This is a genomic window from Streptomyces sp. NPDC096323, from assembly GCF_040302845.1.
Classification (GTDB): domain Bacteria; phylum Actinomycetota; class Actinomycetes; order Streptomycetales; family Streptomycetaceae; genus Streptomyces.
This window is the reverse complement of sequence record NZ_JBEOSI010000011.1, coordinates 61,066-76,979: the sequence shown is the minus strand read 5'-3', so window position 1 is coordinate 76,979 and position 15,914 is coordinate 61,066. Positions and strand designations below refer to the sequence as shown.

The following is a 15,914-nucleotide window of genomic DNA, read 5'->3' as shown; positions in this document are numbered from 1 at the left end:
TTACGAACCGGGCGCCGGCTCCTGGGAGGCTTCGGCGGCACCGGCCGCCTTCGCCGTGCAGTCGGCGCAGCGGCCGAAGATCGCGAAGTGCTTCATGTCCGTCTCGAAGCCGAACGTGCCGCGCAGCTTCTCGGTGAACTCGGCGACGACGTCGACATCGGCCTCGATGACGTTCGTACAGTCCCGGCAGACCAGGTGGATGTGGTGGTGACGGTCGGCCAGGTGGTACGTCGGAGCGCCGTGGCCCAGATGGGCGTGGCTGACCAGCTCGAGCTCCTCCAGGAGCTCGAGCGTCCGGTACACGGTGGAGATGTTCACGCCGGACGCGGTCCGCCGCACCTCGGACAGGATGTCGTCGGGCGTCGCGTGTTCCAGCGTGTCGACGGCCTCCAGGACAAGCTGCCGCTGCGGCGTCAGCCGGTAGCCGCGCTGCCGAAGATCGGTCTTCCAGTCGGTGCTCACCACAGGCCCCAGTGTAGGTCCGGGCGGGCCCGGCGCCCGGCTGTCCGCCGGAAAGAGCCCTGGAGTCCGTGGCCGGGCGGGGACTACTTGAAGAAGGCGATGCCGTCGTCCGGCAGGTCGCCGAGGCTCTTCGCCATCGCGGCGACGTCCTCCGGGGTGACGACCTTCTTCAGGTGCGCCGACATGTACGGCCGCAGCTCGACCTCGGGCGTGGCCTTCTCGCCCACCCACATGAGGTCGCTCTTCACATAGCCGTAGAGCCGCTTGCCACCGTTGTACGGGCCGGAGGCCGCGGTCCGGGCCACCGCGTCGGTGACCAGGTCGATCTGCGGCTTCTTGTCGGCCAGCTCGCCGTACCAGATCTCGATGACGCCCTGGTCGCGGACCATGACGACCTCGACCTTGCGGTCCTTGTCGATGCGCCAGTAGCCGGACTCGGACTCCAGCGGCCTGACCTTGTTGCCCTCGCCGTCGAGGACCCAGGAGTGCGAGACGTACTCCAGGAAGTCCCGGCCGTCGTGGCTGAAGGACACCTCCTGGCCGAAGTTGCACTTCTCGGCACCGGGGAAGTCGGACACACCCGCGCCCGCCCAGTTGCCCAGCAGGAAGGCCAGCGGGACGAGGTCCGGGTGGAGGTCGGACGGGATCTCGATCATGAACGGCTCAATCGATCTGTGAGGCGGAAGGCGGGGGCGGAGGCAGGGGCGCCGGTCCGGAAGGGGCCGGAAGGACTAGCGCTGGCCCTGGTACAGCTTCTTCACGGTCAGCCCGGCGAAGGCGAGAACGCCGACGCAGACCAGGATCAGCAGGGCGGAGAAGAATGCCTCAAGCACGGGGGCTCCTTGAACGAGCGGTATGGCGGCAGTACAGGGCCGGGCCCCAGCCTAATGGGTGGGGGCCCGGCCCGCCGGTCCGGGGCTTGCCCCGGGGCGGCTCAGCCCAACAGCTGGTTCTGCAGGATCACGGTCTGGTGGAAGGGGATGCGGGGCGTCCCCCCGCCGCCCTTGCGGGACTGGACGACGAGGGCGACGGTGTCGCCCGCGACCAGATACGCCTGACGGACCTGCGCCGCGCCGTAGGGCTTCGGCTCGCTGAACACGTACGAGACGGTGTTGTCCACCACCCCGCCACCCTGCCAGGTCTCGTCCAGGTCCATGCTCTCGGCGCCGGGCAGCGGGTCCCCTGCCGTGGAGCCGATGTAACGGGCGTCGCGGAACGCCTCCGCGAAGGCCGTCGAGTTGAACCGGAGCAGGTAGACCCGGCTCGTCGTGCCGTCCGGCATGGTCCAGCCGCGCGCCGCGATGTGCCGGACGGCGGACTCCTTGAGCTGCTGCGCCACGTCGGCGCGCGAGCTCTCCTCGTACACGGAGACGAACTGCTCCGTACTGATCCACCCGCCCGTCAGTTTCTTGTCCGGCGTTGCTCCGGCCGGGGCCGGAAGCAGCAGCTTGCGCAGGTCGGCGTGGTGGACCTCGGCGGTGTTGCCCTCGCTGAAGGGGCGGGGCGCGCCGGACGGGAGGGCGGGCAGGCTCAGCCGGGGATAGTCCCAGCGCCCGTCGCTCTCGGTGGCCAGGCCCGGCACGTCCGTGCGCTCCGCCGAGGTTATGGCGTATGCCGTACCGGCGCCGAACCCGCCGAGCACCAGGACCGCGACGGTCCACCGGGCCACGGCCCGCAGCACCCGGCGCGGCGGCCGGGGCGCGGCGGGCGGCGGGGGCAGGAGCGGCATGGGCGGGAGCGCGGCGGGCGGGGCGGGAGCCGTTACGGCGGTGGCGTCGGCGGGCTCCGGCGCGGGCTCGGCAACCGGTTCGGGCTCGGAGACGGCCGGGACGGGTTCGGCGGCCGGCGCGGCCGTCTGCTCGGTCATACGTACTCTCCCGGGGACTTGATGTGGTCGAGCTGGTCCTTCACCAGTTCGGCGACGGCCGACTTGTCCAAGGGCTTGGTCCCGGACGCCGAGAAGCTGAGCATCACGTCGCCGTCGTACGCCGTGCAGTACATGCTTTCGACCTTCAGCTTGCCCTTGGGGGGCAGGACGCACTTCGCGTTCTTCTTGTGGCCGCCGATCGCCGGCCCGTCGCGGAACACGCCGATGGCGTCGAAGAGCTCCGCCTTGAACCCGTAGAGGTCCCGGACGGCCTTCTTGTCCATCCGCACCAGCTGGGTCTCGACGATCAGGTCGTTCGCGTCCGAGGTGTACGTGCGGATGGCCAGGCCCCGCACCCGCAGCTTGTCGACCCTCTTCTCGAACTCCCGTCGCTGCTTGCCCGCCAGACCGCGGCTGCCGTCCTTCATCTCGGCGGCGGCCACGCGGCCGCTGAGCTCGCTGTCGTTGCCCTGCGCCCCGGAATCCGGGCCGAGCCGGTAGCCGCGGGGCACCGGCAGGAGCAGCTTGCTCAGCTCGGTGGAGGCCCGTCCCCGGGAAACGTCACCGGCCGGGTCCTTGCCCGGCCCCTGCGAGGGGTTGCGCCAGAGGCGGGTCCCGACCGTGCGGTCGGCGCCGTCGACGGTGACCTTCGTGTACGCGGCCGCGCCGGCGACAGCGGCGAGCACCAGGACGACGGGCACCGACGCGAGGATCACCCGGCGGGCCCTGCCCTTCCCGGCACGGACGGGGGCGGGGGCGGGGTCCGGAACGGGCAGGAGGCCCGGGGCAGGCCCGGACGCCGGCGCGGGCGTCGGCTCGGACGGGGGTGCGGGCGGCGGGGCGGGAGCGTTGACTCCGTCGTTGTTCACAGGCGCTCCAACTGTCGCTCGGCCAGCGTCCGGATGTCCTTCTTGCTGATCGGTTCGGTGTCGAACATGTTGATCTCGGCCATGACATCCCCGCGTTCGAACACAGCCCTGGCCCGGTAGAGCGGCAGGTACCCGGCCTCCTCCTGGGCCTTGTACACGTAATAGCGGCCTTCGAGGCTGCCCTTGATCGCGTCGCCCTCGTTGCCCGCACCGTGCTTCTCGTCGGGCATGTACGCGCGCTGGTCGGCGGCGTGATCGGCGGCTCCCGTGGTTGCGCCGGAGCGGAACTGCACGAGCCAGACGTTGGCTGTGCGGTGCGCACCCTTCTTCCAGGCGGCGGCCGCGACCCGGCGGATGTCGTTCTCCAGCAGCCGGCCGAACATGTAGCCCTCGTCCTCGAAGTCCAGGGCGTAGTTCTGCACCCCCATCCAGCCGTCCTGGACGAACAGCTCGTCCTTGTTCTCGCTCCAGCCGGCCGGCTTCGGGATGAGCAGCTTGCGCAGATCGCCGTCCGTACGGACCTGGCGGTCCTGCGAGGCCGGCAGCGGGTCCGGTACCTGGTCGGCGGGCAGCGCCTTCGCCGGGTACCCGAGACCCGGCTGCGAGAGCGCGGTCAGCGGCGTCGGGGCGCGCTCGGCCTGTACGCCGTAGCCGACGGCGGTACCGGCGGCGATGCCCAGGACCGCGGCGGCGGCGATGATCAGCGTCGTACGGCCGCGCGGACGCCGCTTCGCGGGCGCGACGACGACCAGCGGCTGGTCCGGCTGCGACTGCGGCAGCTGCGGCTCCTCGACAGACGCTGCCACCAGAGGCATTACGGGTGCGGGCGCTTCCGGAGAAACTGCTTCCGGAACCACCTGATCCGCTGCCTCGACCTGCACGGGCGGCTCGGCCGGCCCGTCAGGAAGAGTGTCTTTCGGGTTCAAAATGGGTCCCCCCACGAGACCTGAGGCGCAGATTCCGTTATCTGCGCACCCCACTGACCCGCCAGCCACCAACGAGGTTGTGCGGCCGGGGATTACAGTTCGGCATATGCCGAAGAAGCTCGTGATCAAGGTGACCGCAGGCGCCGACTCCGCCGAGCGCTGCTCCCAGGCCTTCACCGTCGCGGCGGTCGCCGTCGCGAGCGGCGTGGAGGTCTCGCTCTGGCTGACCGGGGAGTCCGCGTGGTTCGCGCTGCCGGGGCGCGCCGCCGAGTTCGAACTCCCGCACGCGGCACCGCTGCCGGACCTGATCGAGTCGATTCAGGCGGGCGGGCTGATCACCCTCTGCACCCAGTGCGCGGCGCGCCGCGACATCACCGAGGAGGACGTGATCAAGGGCGTGCGGATCGCCGGTGCGCAGGTCTTCGTCAGCGAGATCATGGTGGACGGCGTCCAGGCCCTCGTCTACTGACCGGAGCCGGGGCGTCGGTCCCCACAGGTCACTGACGGCGCTTCTTGCCGTCGAGTTCGTCCCACCACGCGTCGGACTCCGGATCGCCGGTGGGCGCGGCGGGCCCCTTGGGGCCGCCCTTGCCGGAGCGGGGCGGGGTCCGGGGCCTGGTCGCGGCGGCGGGGTCGTCCCACCAGCGGTCCTCCGGCCCCTTCCGGTTGGCGACCATCGCGGCGACGGGCGGGATCACCATCGCGACCACGCACATCGCGATGGCGGCCGGCATCGACCAGAGCCTCACGAAGGCCCAGGCCGACACGAAGAGGACGAGGCAGGCCCCCATCATCACGAAGTAGGCGCGCCGGCGTCGGCGGTACATGAATCCAGAGTAGGCCCGATCCGCCCACCCGGCCGGTCCTGGACGAGACGGCCCCCACCCGGACGGCACGAAGGGCCGCACCCCGTGACAGGTGGCGTCCAACCGTTCCTAGCCAGCAGGCGCGAGTGTGAGTTGAAGCCACTCGCGTCCTCTGGGCGCATCCCGAACGGTTTCGGGTTCGCTGGGTCGCCGCTTTCGCTTTCCGCTCGGTGACACCTCTCCAGGGGCGTGGTCCGTTGCGAGTGGGCGGGTTCCCTCACACTAAGGAGTTGCCCGACCGTAGACCGGGCAACTCCTCAACAGCTATTCCGCTGTGCTCAGACGGCGATGGCCACCTCGGAGAGGCCGCCCGTCTGCGCCACGACCGTGCGGTCGGCGCTGCCGCCGGGGACCAGGGCGCGCAGCGTCCAGGTGCCCTCGGCCGCGTAGAAGCGGAACTGGCCGGTGGCCGAGGTCGGGACCTCGGCGGTGAACTCACCGGTCGAGTCCAGCAGGCGGACGTAGCCGGTGACGGGCTCGCCGTCGCGGGTCACGCTGCCCTGGATGGTGGTCTCGCCGGGCTTGATCGTCGAAGCGTCGGGGCCGCCGGCCTTTGCTCCACACATGGTGTTCTGTCCTTCTCGTCGGGGGTCGTGCCAGTCCGGGTGGTGCGGAGTTACTTGTTGGCGCCGAGCTCGATCGGCACGCCCACGAGGGAGCCGTACTCGGTCCACGAGCCGTCGTAGTTCTTGACGTTCTCCTGGCCGAGCAGCTGGTGCAGCACGAACCAGGTGAGCGCGGAGCGCTCGCCGATGCGGCAGTAGGCGATGGTGTCCTTCGCCAGGTCGACCTGCTCGGCCTCGTAGAGGGCCTTGAGCTCGTCGTCCGACTTGAAGGTGCCGTCGTCGTTGGCGTTCTTCGACCACGGGATGTTGCGGGCGCTCGGCACGTGGCCGGGGCGCTGCGACTGCTCCTGCGGGAGGTGGGCCGGGGCGAGCAGCTTGCCGCTGAACTCGTCGGGCGACCGCACGTCGACCAGGTTCTGGGTGCCGATGGCCTTCACGACGTCGTCGCGGTAGGCGCGGATCGACTCGTCCTGCGGCTGGGCCTTGTACTGCGTGGCCGGGCGGGACGGGATCTGGTCGCCGTCGACCAGGTCGCGGGAGTCGAGCTCCCACTTCTTGCGGCCGCCGTCGAGCAGGCGGACGTCCTGGTGGCCGTAGAGCTTGAAGTACCAGAACGCGTAGGACGCGAACCAGTTGTTGTTGCCGCCGTACAGGACGACCGTGGTGTCGTTGCCGATGCCCTTCTTCGACAGCAGCTCCTCGAAGCCGGCCTGGTCGATGAAGTCGCGGCGGACCGGGTCCTGGAGGTCCTTGGTCCAGTCGATCCGGATCGCGTTCTTGATGTGGTTCTTCTCGTACGCGGAGGTGTCCTCGTCGACCTCGACGATGGCGACCTTCGGGTCGTCGATGTGGGCCTCGACCCAGTCGGCGTCTACCAGGACGTCACTGCGGCTCATGTTGTTCTCCTCCGGGGCAGTCTGCGGCGAGATGGTGCGAGTAGTGCGTGGTGATCCGGATGGACGCGGCGCGAATTCGGCGCGTGCGCGGTGCCACGCGGGATGGCCCTGACGAAGGTCGAAGGGCCGGGAATGCGGGAAATCCGACGGATCCCGCTCAGACAGTGCGACAGAGCATGGCGGCGACGCGGCACAGGTCCACTGCCCGCCGCTTCGTGAGATCCGCCTGTCCCCGCTGTCGGAGACCGCTAATAGAGCACTGCATGGGACCGATCGTAGGGACGTACGGGCGGGCATGTCACCGTTGTGTCGCATAATGAGACACGATCGTCCGGTACGTGAGACGCGGGCGGGGCCGGGGGCGGCACGGGGCGGCTGTCCCGCCCGCGGAACCGGTCCGGCATCTGCGGAGCGGACCTCACCGTCTCAGTATGTGGCGGCACGGCGCGTCCGAGGGGCATGGCGCGACCCAGGAGGCCCTACCCGGCCGCGGGGGAGTTATCCGGCGAGGCGGACGTCGGTGCCCGTCACGGAGATCTCGAGCCCGGCGGCGGTCGGCTGGATCTTCTCCAGCTTCAGGCCGTTCGGCAGCTTGCCGACCTCGCGCTCGAAGTCGGTCTTCTCGCGTACGAGCCCCTCGAGGCCCGGGATGCCCTCGCCCGGCACCTTGTCCGCGTGAACGCGCACGGTGTGGCCGTCGACGAGGGTCACGGTGGACAGGACGCTGCGCGTAACGCGTCCGAGGAGGGGAACGGTGACCGCACCGGTCACCTTCACCTTGCCGTTGCCGCCGTACGCGACCACGACACCGTCGGAGGCGGCCTTGGTCAGGTCCGCGTACGAGATGACGGCGGTCCCGTCGGCACGGGCGGCGGTCGCGCCGGAGAAGCCATCGGTCAGCCGCACCTGGCGCAGCTCCGCGTCCATGCTGCTGATCCGGAGCGTGCGCCCGCCGGCGGTCGCCTCGATGCCGGTGATCTTCACGTCGACCTCGTCGAATTCCGATCCGGCGAGCTGGGTGAGGAACGGGAATCCCTTGATGGAGACGTCCGTGGAGCCGATCCGCGTCCCGGAGACCACCACCCGGTCCGCCACCTCCGATTCGGCGAAGTACACCGCCGCGCGGTCCACGGCGATGAACACCCCGGCCAGAACCACCACGACGATCAGCAGTATTCGCAGTGCACGCATGCCTGTCCTCCCCCGCACCATCCATCCGGATTCCCACCACAAGCCCCACGATGATCGACGTGCGAAAGCCCCCCAACGGTTCCCCGTGGAGGGCTTCTGCATGCGCCACGCACGCCTTCGGTTTCTGCGCGAGCGCGCACACGCCGTTACGTGAGCGCGCGTCCGATCAGATAGACGGCCGGGGCCGCCGCGGTGAGCGGCAGGGCCACACCCGCGGTCAGGTGCACGAAGCGCGACGGGTAGTCGTAGCTCGCGACCCGCAGCCCGATCAGCGCGCAGCCACCGGCGGCGAGGCCGAGCAGCGCGCCCTTGGCCCCCAGGTCGGTGACCGCGCCCGCGACCGCACCGGCGCCCGCGGCGACGACGAGGGCCGCCACGACCGAGGCCGGTCCGGGCAGCGGCAGCGCCCGGACGAGCACGGCGGCGGCTACGGCGATCCCGCCCACCGTCACGGCGTCCGGGACGGCCGCCAGGTGACCGGCGGCGAGGACCGCGAGGGCGGCCGAGGCGACCGTGGCCATCAGGCCCTGCATCCGCTCGTCGGCACCGGCGCGGCTGCGCAGCTGGAGCACGACGGTGAGCAGCACCCAGACGCCGAGGGTGCCCAGGATCGCGGCCGGACCGTTCTCCCGGCCGGCCGCGAGCAGCGCCACATCGGCGACGAAACCGCCGGCGAAGGCCAGCGCGATGCCCTGCCGGGCGGGCCACATGCCGTTGAGCCGGAACCAGCCCGCCGCGGTCACCGCCTGGAGCAGCACCAGCGGGACGACCAGGGCGTACTGCCCGACGGCCGCGCCGAGCGCGAGCAGCAGCCCGAGCCCCGCGGTGATCGCGGCGGGCTGCATCCCGGGCGCGATGATCGGCGAACGCCCCTCGGCCCGGGCGCGCTGGGCGTCGGTGATGCGGCTGTTGCCCAGCGTGGTCGGCGCGCTGTAACCGTCCTCGCCCTGCGCGGGGGCGGGGGCGGGGGCGGCCACCGGGGCCTCGGGAGGCAGCGGGTACGCGCCGGACGCGCCCACGGGCGCCAGGTACGCGGTCTCTTCAGCGGCGGGCTGCACAGGAGGCGGGGCCTGGAACGGCTCCGCAGGCTGCGCGGCCCGCGCGGGCTGGATCACCGGCTGGTACTGGGTGTCCCACGTCTGGCCCTCCCAGGTCTGGGTGACCCCCTGGTCACCGGCGGGCCACCCGTCCCCGGACTGCGGGTAGGGGGCGGCCTGCTGGGGCTGCGGCTCGTACGCGCCCTGCGCCGCGTACGGTGCCGCCTCGCCGCCGTAGGGCGCCTGCTGTTCGTACGAGGGATCCGCGTAACCCTGGTCCGGATACGCCGGAGCGCCGTACGGCGGTTGCGGCTCCTGCCCGTACGGATACTGCGGCGGCGGCTCTTCCCCGTACGGATACTGCTGCTGATCGCTGCTGCTCATGTTCTGCGGTTCACCCTCCTGCGAACGGCGGGAGCACCTCGACCGTGCCGCCCTCGGCAAGGCGTACGGTCTCATGGCTCCGGGTCCCGACGGGGTCACCGTCGATGAGGAACGAACACCTTTGGAGTACGCGGCTCAGCTCGCCGGGGTGCCGTTCACGCACCGCGTCGAGCGCTTCTTCGAGCGTCGCAGCGGTGTACGGCTCCTCCGCGGTTCCGGCCGCGGCCTTGGCTGCTGCCCAGTAGCGGATCGTTCCGGCAGGCATGGCGTCACTCCTCTCGTCTCGCGTCAGCTCACGCGTCGGCTGTCCATCATGGTTCACCGCGTCATCGCCCAGTCGGCGATGCGGGTGAGCAAGGTCTCGTCGGCCGCGTTCTCCGCGTGGCCCATGCCGGGCTCCAGCCACAGGTCGGCGGCCCCGCCCGCGGCGTGGGCGAGCATCCGCGGGTGGTCGAGCGGGAAGTACGGGTCGCGGTCGCCGTGCACGATCAACAGCGGGCGCGGGGCGATCAGCCCGGCGGCCTCGACGGGGGAGAGCGGGACCGGGTCCCAGTCGTTGCGGTCGATCCGGGTCCGGAAGCCGTACCGGCCGACGAACCGTCCGGCGGGCCGGGTGACCATCCAGTGCAGGCGGCGCATCGGAGCCGTACCCCGGTAGTACCAGCGCGCGGGGGCACTCACGGACACCACCGCGTCCGCGTGCGCCGCCTCGTGCGCTTCCGTGCGCCCCTCGGGCTCCCCGTCCGCTCCGGGGGCCGTATACAGCGCCCCGTGACGAAGCACCACCGAACCGCCCATCGAGAAGCCGGCCGTAACGATCCGCGGGTGTCCCAGCGACCGCGCCCAGGCCACCGCGGCCGCCAGATCCAGCACCTCCCGGTCGCCCACCGTGGACCGTCCGCCGGAGCGCCCGTGCCCCCGGAAGGAGAACGTGATCACGGCCGCACGCTGCGAGAACACCTCTGCTGCTCGGCGCACCGCGGGGCGGTCCACCGAACCGGTGAATCCGTGCGCGACCACGATCGCCGTCCGGGCGCCGCCCGGCTCCGCATCGGCGCCGGCATCCGCCGTACACGGGTCGTACACCGCCTCGATACGGACCCCGTCACCGGCCCGCAATGTGGTCCGCAGCGCACCGCGCGTGATCAAGGGAACAGAAGAACTCGGAAATCGCCCCTCGGACACTGAAGTCATGTGGGCTATTCTGCTGGGAAGAGGATCCGGGCAAAGCAGCCCCCGGGTCCTTTTGTGCTTTCCGCGCGTTGTTACGACGACGTTTCGACAAGCTCAGCGGCCCTGGGCGCGGGGTCGCACCGGTAAGGCCCGTATGACGAGACGTCGTACGACCACGCACGAATAAGCGTACGAAGCAGTGCCGCATACTCCCCCGGGTCCGACCCGGGAGTGCCCCTCTCGCAGGGAACGAGGAGGACCGACGTAATGGGCGAGCCAACCGTGCACGATCATCGACCGACGAACCGGGCAGGTGGACGGCGATGAGTTCACTGCTGCTCCTGACGAATGCCCTCCAGCCGTCGACGGAGGTGCTTCCCGCCCTCGGCCTCCTGCTGCACAACGTGCGGGTGGCTCCCGCCGAAGGACCCGCCCTCGTCGACACCCCCGGTGCCGACGTCATCCTCGTCGACGGACGGCGCGACCTGCCTCAGGTCCGTTCGCTCTGTCAGCTGCTGCGGTCCACCGGACCCGGCTGTCCGCTGATACTCGTCGTCACGGAGGGCGGCCTCGCGGCCGTCACCGCGGACTGGGGCATCGACGACGTACTGCTGGACACGGCGGGCCCCGCCGAGGTCGAGGCGCGGCTGCGGCTGGCCACCGGCCGGCAGCAGATCACCGCCGACGACTCCCCGATGGAGATCCGCAACGGCGACCTGTCGGTGGACGAGGCCACGTACAGCGCGAAGCTCAAGGGCCGGGTCCTGGACCTGACCTTCAAGGAATTCGAACTGCTCAAGTATCTGGCGCAGCACCCGGGCCGGGTCTTCACCCGCGCCCAGCTGCTCCAGGAGGTCTGGGGCTACGACTACTTCGGCGGTACGCGGACGGTCGACGTCCACGTGCGGCGGCTGCGCGCCAAGCTCGGCCCGGAGCACGAGTCGCTCATCGGCACCGTCCGCAACGTGGGCTACCGCTTCGTCGCACCGGAGAAGGTGGAGCGCGCCGCCGCCGAGGAGGCGAAGGCCGCCGCCTCGAAGACGGCCGCGGAAACCCCCACCCGTTCGGAGCAGCCGGAGGTAGCCGAGGTCACGGAAGAAGCCCCGGTCCGGCCTGCCGTGAAGTAGTTCCATCCGCGTAGACTGCCGCGCGTGGCCAAGGTGACGCGGGACGATGTGGCGAGACTGGCGGGGACGTCGACCGCGGTCGTCAGTTACGTCATCAACAACGGACCCAGGCCGGTCGCCCCGGCCACGCGCGAGCGGGTACTCGCCGCGATCAAGGAGCTGGGCTACCGGCCCGACCGGGTCGCCCAGGCGATGGCCTCGCGGCGGACCGATCTCATAGGGATGATCGTGCCGGACGCGCGGCAGCCGTTCTTCGCGGAGATGGCGCACGCGGTCGAACAGGCCGCGGCCGAGCGCGGGAAAATGGTGCTCGTCGGCAACTCCGACTACCGCGACGAGCGCGAGGTCCACTATCTGCGGGCCTTCCTCGGCATGCGCGTCTCCGGCCTGATCCTGGTCAGCCAGGGGCCCAGCGAGCGCGCGGCGGCCGAGGTGGAGGCGTGGGACGCCCGGGTCGTGCTGCTGCACGAGCGGCCCGAGGCGATCGACGACGTCGCGGTCGTGACGGACGACGTCGGCGGCGCCCAGCTCGCCACCCGTCACCTGTTGGAACACGGCAACGCGTACGTGGCGTGCCTCGGCGGCATGGAGTCGACCCCGTCGGTCGGCGACCCGGTCGCCGACCACGTCGAGGGCTGGCGGCGTGCGATGCACGAGTCGGGCCGCTCGACCGAGGGCCGGCTCTTCCAGGCCCCGTACAACCGCTACGACGCCTACCAGGTGGCGCTGGAACTCCTTGCGGGCCCCGACCGCCCGCCGGCGATCTTCTGCACCACGGACGACCAGGCCATCGGGGTGCTGCGGGCCGCGCGCGAGCTGCGGATCGATGTGCCCGGGGAGCTCGCGGTGGCGGGCTTCGACGACGTGAAGGAAGCCGGTCTGACCGATCCGCCGCTGACGACGGTGTTCTCGGACCGCCCGGCGATGGCGCGGGCCGCGGTGGACCTGGTGCTGGACGACTCGCTGCGGGTGTCGGGCTCGCGGCGGGAGCGGCTGAAGCAGTTCCCGTCGGCACTCGTGGTCCGCCGCTCGTGCGGCTGCGGGGAGCCGCCGACGGCCGCCCGGGTGCTGACCTGAGCCTTGTTTGACCGGCCGGCCTTTATATGGGGCATACACGGTTCTGCCGGGCTTCTCAGGGCGTACTCACGCTTCTCTCATGTTCGCTGGACACTCTCGTAGACATGACAGAGAGCCAGCGCCCGAGCGGCGAGTACCCGATGTACCCCTCGTACGGCAACGGCGACGCGGCCTACCCGCCGCCGCCGTCATACGACCCCGCCCAGCCGGTCTCCATGGGCCCCGGCACCACCGTGTGGCCCGCCCCCGGCACCGCCGGGGCGTACGGCGGCGGTGCGGGCCACGGCGGTGACGGCTCCCACGGGCTGCCGCAGGCCGCGCCAGAGCCCGCCCCCTCCCGTCGCCGGGCCCGCCGGCCGGTCGCGCTCCTCGCGGCGGTGGCCATCGCGGCCGCGGTCGTCGGCGGCGGCACCGCGACCGTGATCGGTCAGCTCACCGACGACAGCACCGTCAGCACGGCCGGCAGTGTCGTCCCCGGCACCACCGTCTCGCAGAGCAGCAAGGGCACCGTCTCCGGGGTGGCCGCGGCTCTCTCGCCGACGATCGTGGAGATCGGCGCGACCTCGACGGCGGGCCAGTCCACCGGGTCGGGCGTGGTCATCACGTCGGACGGCGAGATCGTCACCAACAATCACGTCATCGCCGGCGCCACCGCCATCAAGGTCACGATGAGCACCGGCAAGACGTACACCGCCGAGGTCGTCGGCACCGACGCCGACAAGGACCTCGCGCTGATCAAGGTCCAGGGCGCGAGCGGGCTGAAGACGGCCACGCTCGGCGACTCCTCCCAGGTCGCCGTCGGCGACCAGGTCGTCGCGATCGGCTCTCCGGAGGGCCTCACCGGAACGGTCACCAGCGGCATCGTGTCCGCGCTCGACCGCGATGTCACGGTCGCCAAGGACGGCGACAGCGGAAGCGACCAGGGGCAGGGCCAGGGCCAGGGCCAGGGCGGCGGACAGCAGTGGCCGTTCGAGTTCGGCGGACAGCAGTTCAACGGCGACACCGGCGACTCCACGACCACGTACAAGGCCATCCAGACCGACGCCTCGCTGAACCCGGGCAACTCCGGCGGCGCGCTGATCAACATGAACGGCGAGATCATCGGCATCAACTCGGCGATGTACTCGGCGAGTTCCGCCAGCGGCTCGGGAAGCTCCAGCGCGGGCAGCGTCGGCCTCGGCTTCGCCATCCCGGTGAACACCCTCAAGGCCGACCTCGACGGTCTGCGGTCCGGCAACGGCTCCTGAACGTGCGGGCCTGAGAAACTGGGTCCGCCGCGCTCCGGCCCGTACCGAACGAGAAGAGGACGAGACAGCGATGAGCCCCGCCGAAGACGATCCGCAGCGCATCCTGATCGTCGACGACGAGCCCGCCGTGCGCGAGGCCCTGCAGCGCAGCCTCGCGTTCGAGGGGTACGGCACCGAGGTCGCCGTCGACGGGCTCGACGCCCTCACGAAGGCGGAGTCGTACGACCCCGACCTCATCGTCCTCGACATCCAGATGCCGCGGATGGACGGCCTGACCGCCGCCCGCCGCATCCGTGCCACGGGCACCACCACCCCCATCCTGATGCTCACCGCCCGCGACACCGTCGGCGACCGCGTCACCGGGCTCGACGCGGGCGCCGACGACTACCTGGTCAAGCCCTTCGAGCTGGACGAGCTCTTCGCCCGTATCCGCGCCCTGCTGCGCCGCAGCTCGTACGCGGCCACGGCGGGCGGCCCCCTGCCCGACGACAACGTGCTGGCCTTCGCCGACCTGCGCATGGACCTCGCGACCCGCGAGGTCATGCGCGGCACCCGCCACGTGGAGCTGACCCGCACGGAGTTCACCCTCCTGGAGATGTTCCTGGCACACCCGCGCCAGGTGCTGACCCGCGAGCAGATCCTCAAGGCGGTCTGGGGCTTCGACTTCGAGCCGAGCTCCAACTCGCTGGACGTGTACGTGATGTACCTGCGCCGCAAGACCGAGGCGGGCGGCGAACCCCGCCTGGTCCACACGGTCCGGGGTGTGGGGTACGCGCTGCGGGCGGGCGGGGCCGAGGGATGACGGGCCCCCTCCAGCGGATCCGCGCCCTGCCGCTCCGCTCCCGGCTGGCGCTGCTGGTCGCGACCGCGGTGGCGGTGGCGGTGGCGGCGGTGGCGGCGGCCTGCTGGTTCGTGACGCGGGCGCAGTTGGAGCATCAGCAGGACGCGTCGCTGCGCGCGGCGACGGTCGACATCGACTATCTGAACCAGCTCTATCAGTTCTGCGGCGCAACCCGGAAGCTGCCGGTAGCGCCCTACACCGGGCTCACCGTCCAGCTCATCGACGCCCAGGGGACGGTCTGCATCGCCCCCGGCGCGGACGAACTCCCGGTGACCGAGGCAGACCTGGCGGTGGTCAATGGCAAGCAGCGCGGCGCACTGCACACCGAGTCCGATGCCGACGGGGTGAAGATGCGCGTCTTCACCTATCCGGTTACGGCGTCCCGCGGGCCCGGCCTGCCGCGCGCCGACCTCGGCGTCTCCATCGCCCGGCCCCTGAGCGAGATCGACAAACCCCTCTCCACCCTCGCCTGGGTCCTCCTCCTCGTCTCCGGCATCGGCGTCATCGGCGCGGGCGCCGCCGGCCTCTGGATCGCCCGCTCCGGCCTCCGCCCCGTCGACGAGCTCACCGAGGCCGTCGAGCACGTCGCCCGTACCGAGGACCTGACGGTCCGCATCCCGGTCGAGGGCGAGGACGAGATCGCGCGCCTGTCCCGCTCGTTCAACTCGATGACGGCCTCCCTGGCCACGTCCCGCGACCGCCAGGCCCAGCTCATCGCCGACGCCGGCCACGAGCTGCGCACTCCCCTGACTTCCCTCCGCACCAACGTGGAACTCCTCGCCCGCAGCGACGAGACGGGCCGGGCGATCCCGCCGGACGACCGCAAGGCGCTGATGACGTCGGTGAAGGCGCAGATGACGGAGCTGGCCTCGCTCATCGGCGACCTCCAGGAGCTGGCCCGCCCGGACGCGGCGGACCACGACCCGCTCCAGGTGATCGCCCTCCACGACATCACCCGCACCGCTCTTGACCGCGCCCGTCTGCGCGGCCCGGAACTGACCATCACGGCGGACCTGGCCCCCTGGTACGTACGCGCGGAACCGGCCGCTCTGGAGCGGGCGGTCGTCAACGTCCTGGACAACGCGGTGAAGTTCAGCCCGCCCGCCGGCACGATCGACGTGGTCCTGCACCGGGGCGAGCTGACGGTCCGGGACCACGGGCCTGGCATCCCCGCCGACGAACTCCCCCACGTCTTCGAACGCTTCTGGCGCTCCCCGTCCGCCCGCCAGCTCCCCGGATCGGGCCTGGGCCTGTCGATCGTGGCGCGTACGGTCCAGCAGGCCGGCGGCGAGATCGACCTGCGCCCGGCCCCGGGCGGCGGCACGGAGGCGGCGATCCGGCTACCGGGCGCCCCCCAGCCTCCGCCGGAGGCCCCGCGGGGGTGA

Annotated in this window: 19 protein-coding genes; 6 read left to right on the top strand and 13 right to left on the bottom strand. The window is 71.4% G+C overall.

Going from position 1 to position 15,914, the window contains the following annotated elements; translation table 11 throughout:
* The 5 genes from ABTX18_RS28530 to ABTX18_RS28510 form a co-directional block, all read right to left on the bottom strand.
* Positions 1-465, bottom strand: coding sequence for a Fur family transcriptional regulator (locus tag ABTX18_RS28530; RefSeq protein ID WP_352125649.1), 465 nt, complete (start codon positions 463-465; stop codon positions 1-3).
* A gap of 80 nt (positions 466-545) precedes the next feature.
* Positions 546-1,118, bottom strand: a complete 573-nt coding sequence (locus ABTX18_RS28525; protein ID WP_352125648.1) for a heme-binding beta-barrel domain-containing protein — start codon at positions 1,116-1,118, stop codon at positions 546-548.
* Between the two features lie 278 nt (positions 1,119-1,396).
* A complete protein-coding gene (locus ABTX18_RS28520; protein WP_352125647.1) occupies positions 1,397-2,329 on the bottom strand; it encodes a hypothetical protein in 933 nt (310 codons plus the stop codon).
* Positions 2,326-3,198: a hypothetical protein gene (locus tag ABTX18_RS28515; protein ID WP_352125646.1), complete on the bottom strand. Its 873-nt coding sequence runs from the start codon at positions 3,196-3,198 to the stop codon at positions 2,326-2,328. The genes ABTX18_RS28520 and ABTX18_RS28515 overlap by 4 nt, the downstream gene beginning before the upstream one ends.
* Positions 3,195-4,013: a hypothetical protein gene (locus tag ABTX18_RS28510; RefSeq protein ID WP_352125645.1), complete on the bottom strand. Its 819-nt coding sequence runs from the start codon at positions 4,011-4,013 to the stop codon at positions 3,195-3,197. The genes ABTX18_RS28515 and ABTX18_RS28510 overlap by 4 nt, the downstream gene beginning before the upstream one ends.
* A gap of 217 nt (positions 4,014-4,230) precedes the next feature.
* Here ABTX18_RS28510 and ABTX18_RS28505 point away from each other — a divergent pair, with 217 nt between their 5' ends.
* Positions 4,231-4,593, top strand: coding sequence for a DsrE family protein (locus tag ABTX18_RS28505; RefSeq protein WP_352125644.1), 363 nt, complete (start codon positions 4,231-4,233; stop codon positions 4,591-4,593).
* A gap of 28 nt (positions 4,594-4,621) precedes the next feature.
* Here ABTX18_RS28505 and ABTX18_RS28500 read toward each other — a convergent pair whose 3' ends face one another.
* The 8 genes from ABTX18_RS28500 to ABTX18_RS28465 all read right to left on the bottom strand — a co-directional run bounded on the left by ABTX18_RS28500 (position 4,622) and on the right by ABTX18_RS28465 (position 10,258).
* Entirely contained in the window at positions 4,622-4,951 is a 330-nt protein-coding gene (locus ABTX18_RS28500; protein ID WP_352125643.1) for a DUF3099 domain-containing protein, read from the bottom strand.
* A 317-nt stretch (positions 4,952-5,268) separates the two neighbouring features.
* Positions 5,269-5,556: a DUF1416 domain-containing protein gene (locus ABTX18_RS28495; RefSeq protein ID WP_018490348.1), complete on the bottom strand. Its 288-nt coding sequence runs from the start codon at positions 5,554-5,556 to the stop codon at positions 5,269-5,271.
* 50 nt (positions 5,557-5,606) lie between these two features.
* A complete protein-coding gene (locus tag ABTX18_RS28490) occupies positions 5,607-6,452 on the bottom strand; it encodes a sulfurtransferase (protein ID WP_352125642.1) in 846 nt (281 codons plus the stop codon).
* A 157-nt stretch (positions 6,453-6,609) separates the two neighbouring features.
* On the bottom strand, positions 6,610-6,717 hold the full coding sequence (locus ABTX18_RS28485) for a putative leader peptide (protein WP_351392369.1): 108 nt from the start codon (positions 6,715-6,717) through the stop codon (positions 6,610-6,612).
* A 233-nt stretch (positions 6,718-6,950) separates the two neighbouring features.
* On the bottom strand, positions 6,951-7,643 hold the full coding sequence (locus ABTX18_RS28480; RefSeq protein ID WP_352125641.1) for an LmeA family phospholipid-binding protein: 693 nt from the start codon (positions 7,641-7,643) through the stop codon (positions 6,951-6,953).
* A gap of 146 nt (positions 7,644-7,789) precedes the next feature.
* A complete protein-coding gene (locus ABTX18_RS28475; protein WP_352125640.1) occupies positions 7,790-9,064 on the bottom strand; it encodes a hypothetical protein in 1,275 nt (424 codons plus the stop codon).
* Between the two features lie 10 nt (positions 9,065-9,074).
* Entirely contained in the window at positions 9,075-9,329 is a 255-nt protein-coding gene (locus ABTX18_RS28470) for a MoaD/ThiS family protein (RefSeq protein WP_352125639.1), read from the bottom strand.
* Positions 9,330-9,382: 53 nt separating this feature from the next.
* Positions 9,383-10,258 (bottom strand): alpha/beta hydrolase, encoded by an 876-nt coding sequence (locus tag ABTX18_RS28465; RefSeq protein WP_352125638.1) that lies wholly within the window; start codon positions 10,256-10,258, stop codon positions 9,383-9,385.
* Between the two features lie 302 nt (positions 10,259-10,560).
* Between ABTX18_RS28465 and ABTX18_RS28460 the strand changes: the two genes are divergently transcribed.
* The 5 genes from ABTX18_RS28460 to ABTX18_RS28440 all read left to right on the top strand — a co-directional run bounded on the left by ABTX18_RS28460 (position 10,561) and on the right by ABTX18_RS28440 (position 15,914).
* Complete coding sequence (locus ABTX18_RS28460; RefSeq protein ID WP_352125637.1) at positions 10,561-11,364, top strand: response regulator transcription factor; 804 nt, start codon at positions 10,561-10,563, stop codon at positions 11,362-11,364.
* Between the two features lie 24 nt (positions 11,365-11,388).
* Positions 11,389-12,441, top strand: coding sequence for a LacI family DNA-binding transcriptional regulator (locus ABTX18_RS28455; protein ID WP_352125636.1), 1,053 nt, complete (start codon positions 11,389-11,391; stop codon positions 12,439-12,441).
* 104 nt (positions 12,442-12,545) lie between these two features.
* Entirely contained in the window at positions 12,546-13,688 is a 1,143-nt protein-coding gene (locus tag ABTX18_RS28450; RefSeq protein ID WP_352125635.1) for a S1C family serine protease, read from the top strand.
* 70 nt (positions 13,689-13,758) lie between these two features.
* Complete coding sequence (locus ABTX18_RS28445) at positions 13,759-14,490, top strand: response regulator transcription factor (protein WP_352125634.1); 732 nt, start codon at positions 13,759-13,761, stop codon at positions 14,488-14,490.
* Positions 14,487-15,914 carry a sensor histidine kinase gene (locus ABTX18_RS28440; RefSeq protein ID WP_352125633.1) on the top strand — a complete coding sequence of 476 codons (1,428 nt, stop codon included), beginning with the start codon at positions 14,487-14,489 and terminating at the stop codon, positions 15,912-15,914. The genes ABTX18_RS28445 and ABTX18_RS28440 overlap by 4 nt, the downstream gene beginning before the upstream one ends.

What these genes read in the sequence shown, in the direction of transcription:
- ABTX18_RS28525 (WP_352125648.1), bottom strand. Translation starts at nt 1,118, where the DNA reads ATGATCGAGATCCCGTCCGACCTCCACCCGGACCTCGTCCCGCTGGCC.
- ABTX18_RS28520 (WP_352125647.1), bottom strand. Translation starts at nt 2,329, where the DNA reads ATGACCGAGCAGACGGCCGCGCCGGCCGCCGAACCCGTCCCGGCCGTC.
- ABTX18_RS28510 (WP_352125645.1), bottom strand. Translation starts at nt 4,013, where the DNA reads ATGCCTCTGGTGGCAGCGTCTGTCGAGGAGCCGCAGCTGCCGCAGTCG.
- ABTX18_RS28505 (WP_352125644.1), top strand. Translation starts at nt 4,231, where the DNA reads ATGCCGAAGAAGCTCGTGATCAAGGTGACCGCAGGCGCCGACTCCGCC.
- ABTX18_RS28500 (WP_352125643.1), bottom strand. Translation starts at nt 4,951, where the DNA reads ATGTACCGCCGACGCCGGCGCGCCTACTTCGTGATGATGGGGGCCTGC.
- ABTX18_RS28495 (WP_018490348.1), bottom strand. Translation starts at nt 5,556, where the DNA reads ATGTGTGGAGCAAAGGCCGGCGGCCCCGACGCTTCGACGATCAAGCCC.
- ABTX18_RS28490 (WP_352125642.1), bottom strand. Translation starts at nt 6,452, where the DNA reads ATGAGCCGCAGTGACGTCCTGGTAGACGCCGACTGGGTCGAGGCCCAC.
- ABTX18_RS28485 (WP_351392369.1), bottom strand. Translation starts at nt 6,717, where the DNA reads ATGCAGTGCTCTATTAGCGGTCTCCGACAGCGGGGACAGGCGGATCTC.
- ABTX18_RS28480 (WP_352125641.1), bottom strand. Translation starts at nt 7,643, where the DNA reads ATGCGTGCACTGCGAATACTGCTGATCGTCGTGGTGGTTCTGGCCGGG.
- ABTX18_RS28475 (WP_352125640.1), bottom strand. Translation starts at nt 9,064, where the DNA reads ATGAGCAGCAGCGATCAGCAGCAGTATCCGTACGGGGAAGAGCCGCCG.
- ABTX18_RS28470 (WP_352125639.1), bottom strand. Translation starts at nt 9,329, where the DNA reads ATGCCTGCCGGAACGATCCGCTACTGGGCAGCAGCCAAGGCCGCGGCC.
- ABTX18_RS28465 (WP_352125638.1), bottom strand. Translation starts at nt 10,258, where the DNA reads ATGACTTCAGTGTCCGAGGGGCGATTTCCGAGTTCTTCTGTTCCCTTG.
- ABTX18_RS28460 (WP_352125637.1), top strand. Translation starts at nt 10,561, where the DNA reads ATGAGTTCACTGCTGCTCCTGACGAATGCCCTCCAGCCGTCGACGGAG.
- ABTX18_RS28450 (WP_352125635.1), top strand. Translation starts at nt 12,546, where the DNA reads ATGACAGAGAGCCAGCGCCCGAGCGGCGAGTACCCGATGTACCCCTCG.
- ABTX18_RS28445 (WP_352125634.1), top strand. Translation starts at nt 13,759, where the DNA reads ATGAGCCCCGCCGAAGACGATCCGCAGCGCATCCTGATCGTCGACGAC.
- ABTX18_RS28440 (WP_352125633.1), top strand. Translation starts at nt 14,487, where the DNA reads ATGACGGGCCCCCTCCAGCGGATCCGCGCCCTGCCGCTCCGCTCCCGG.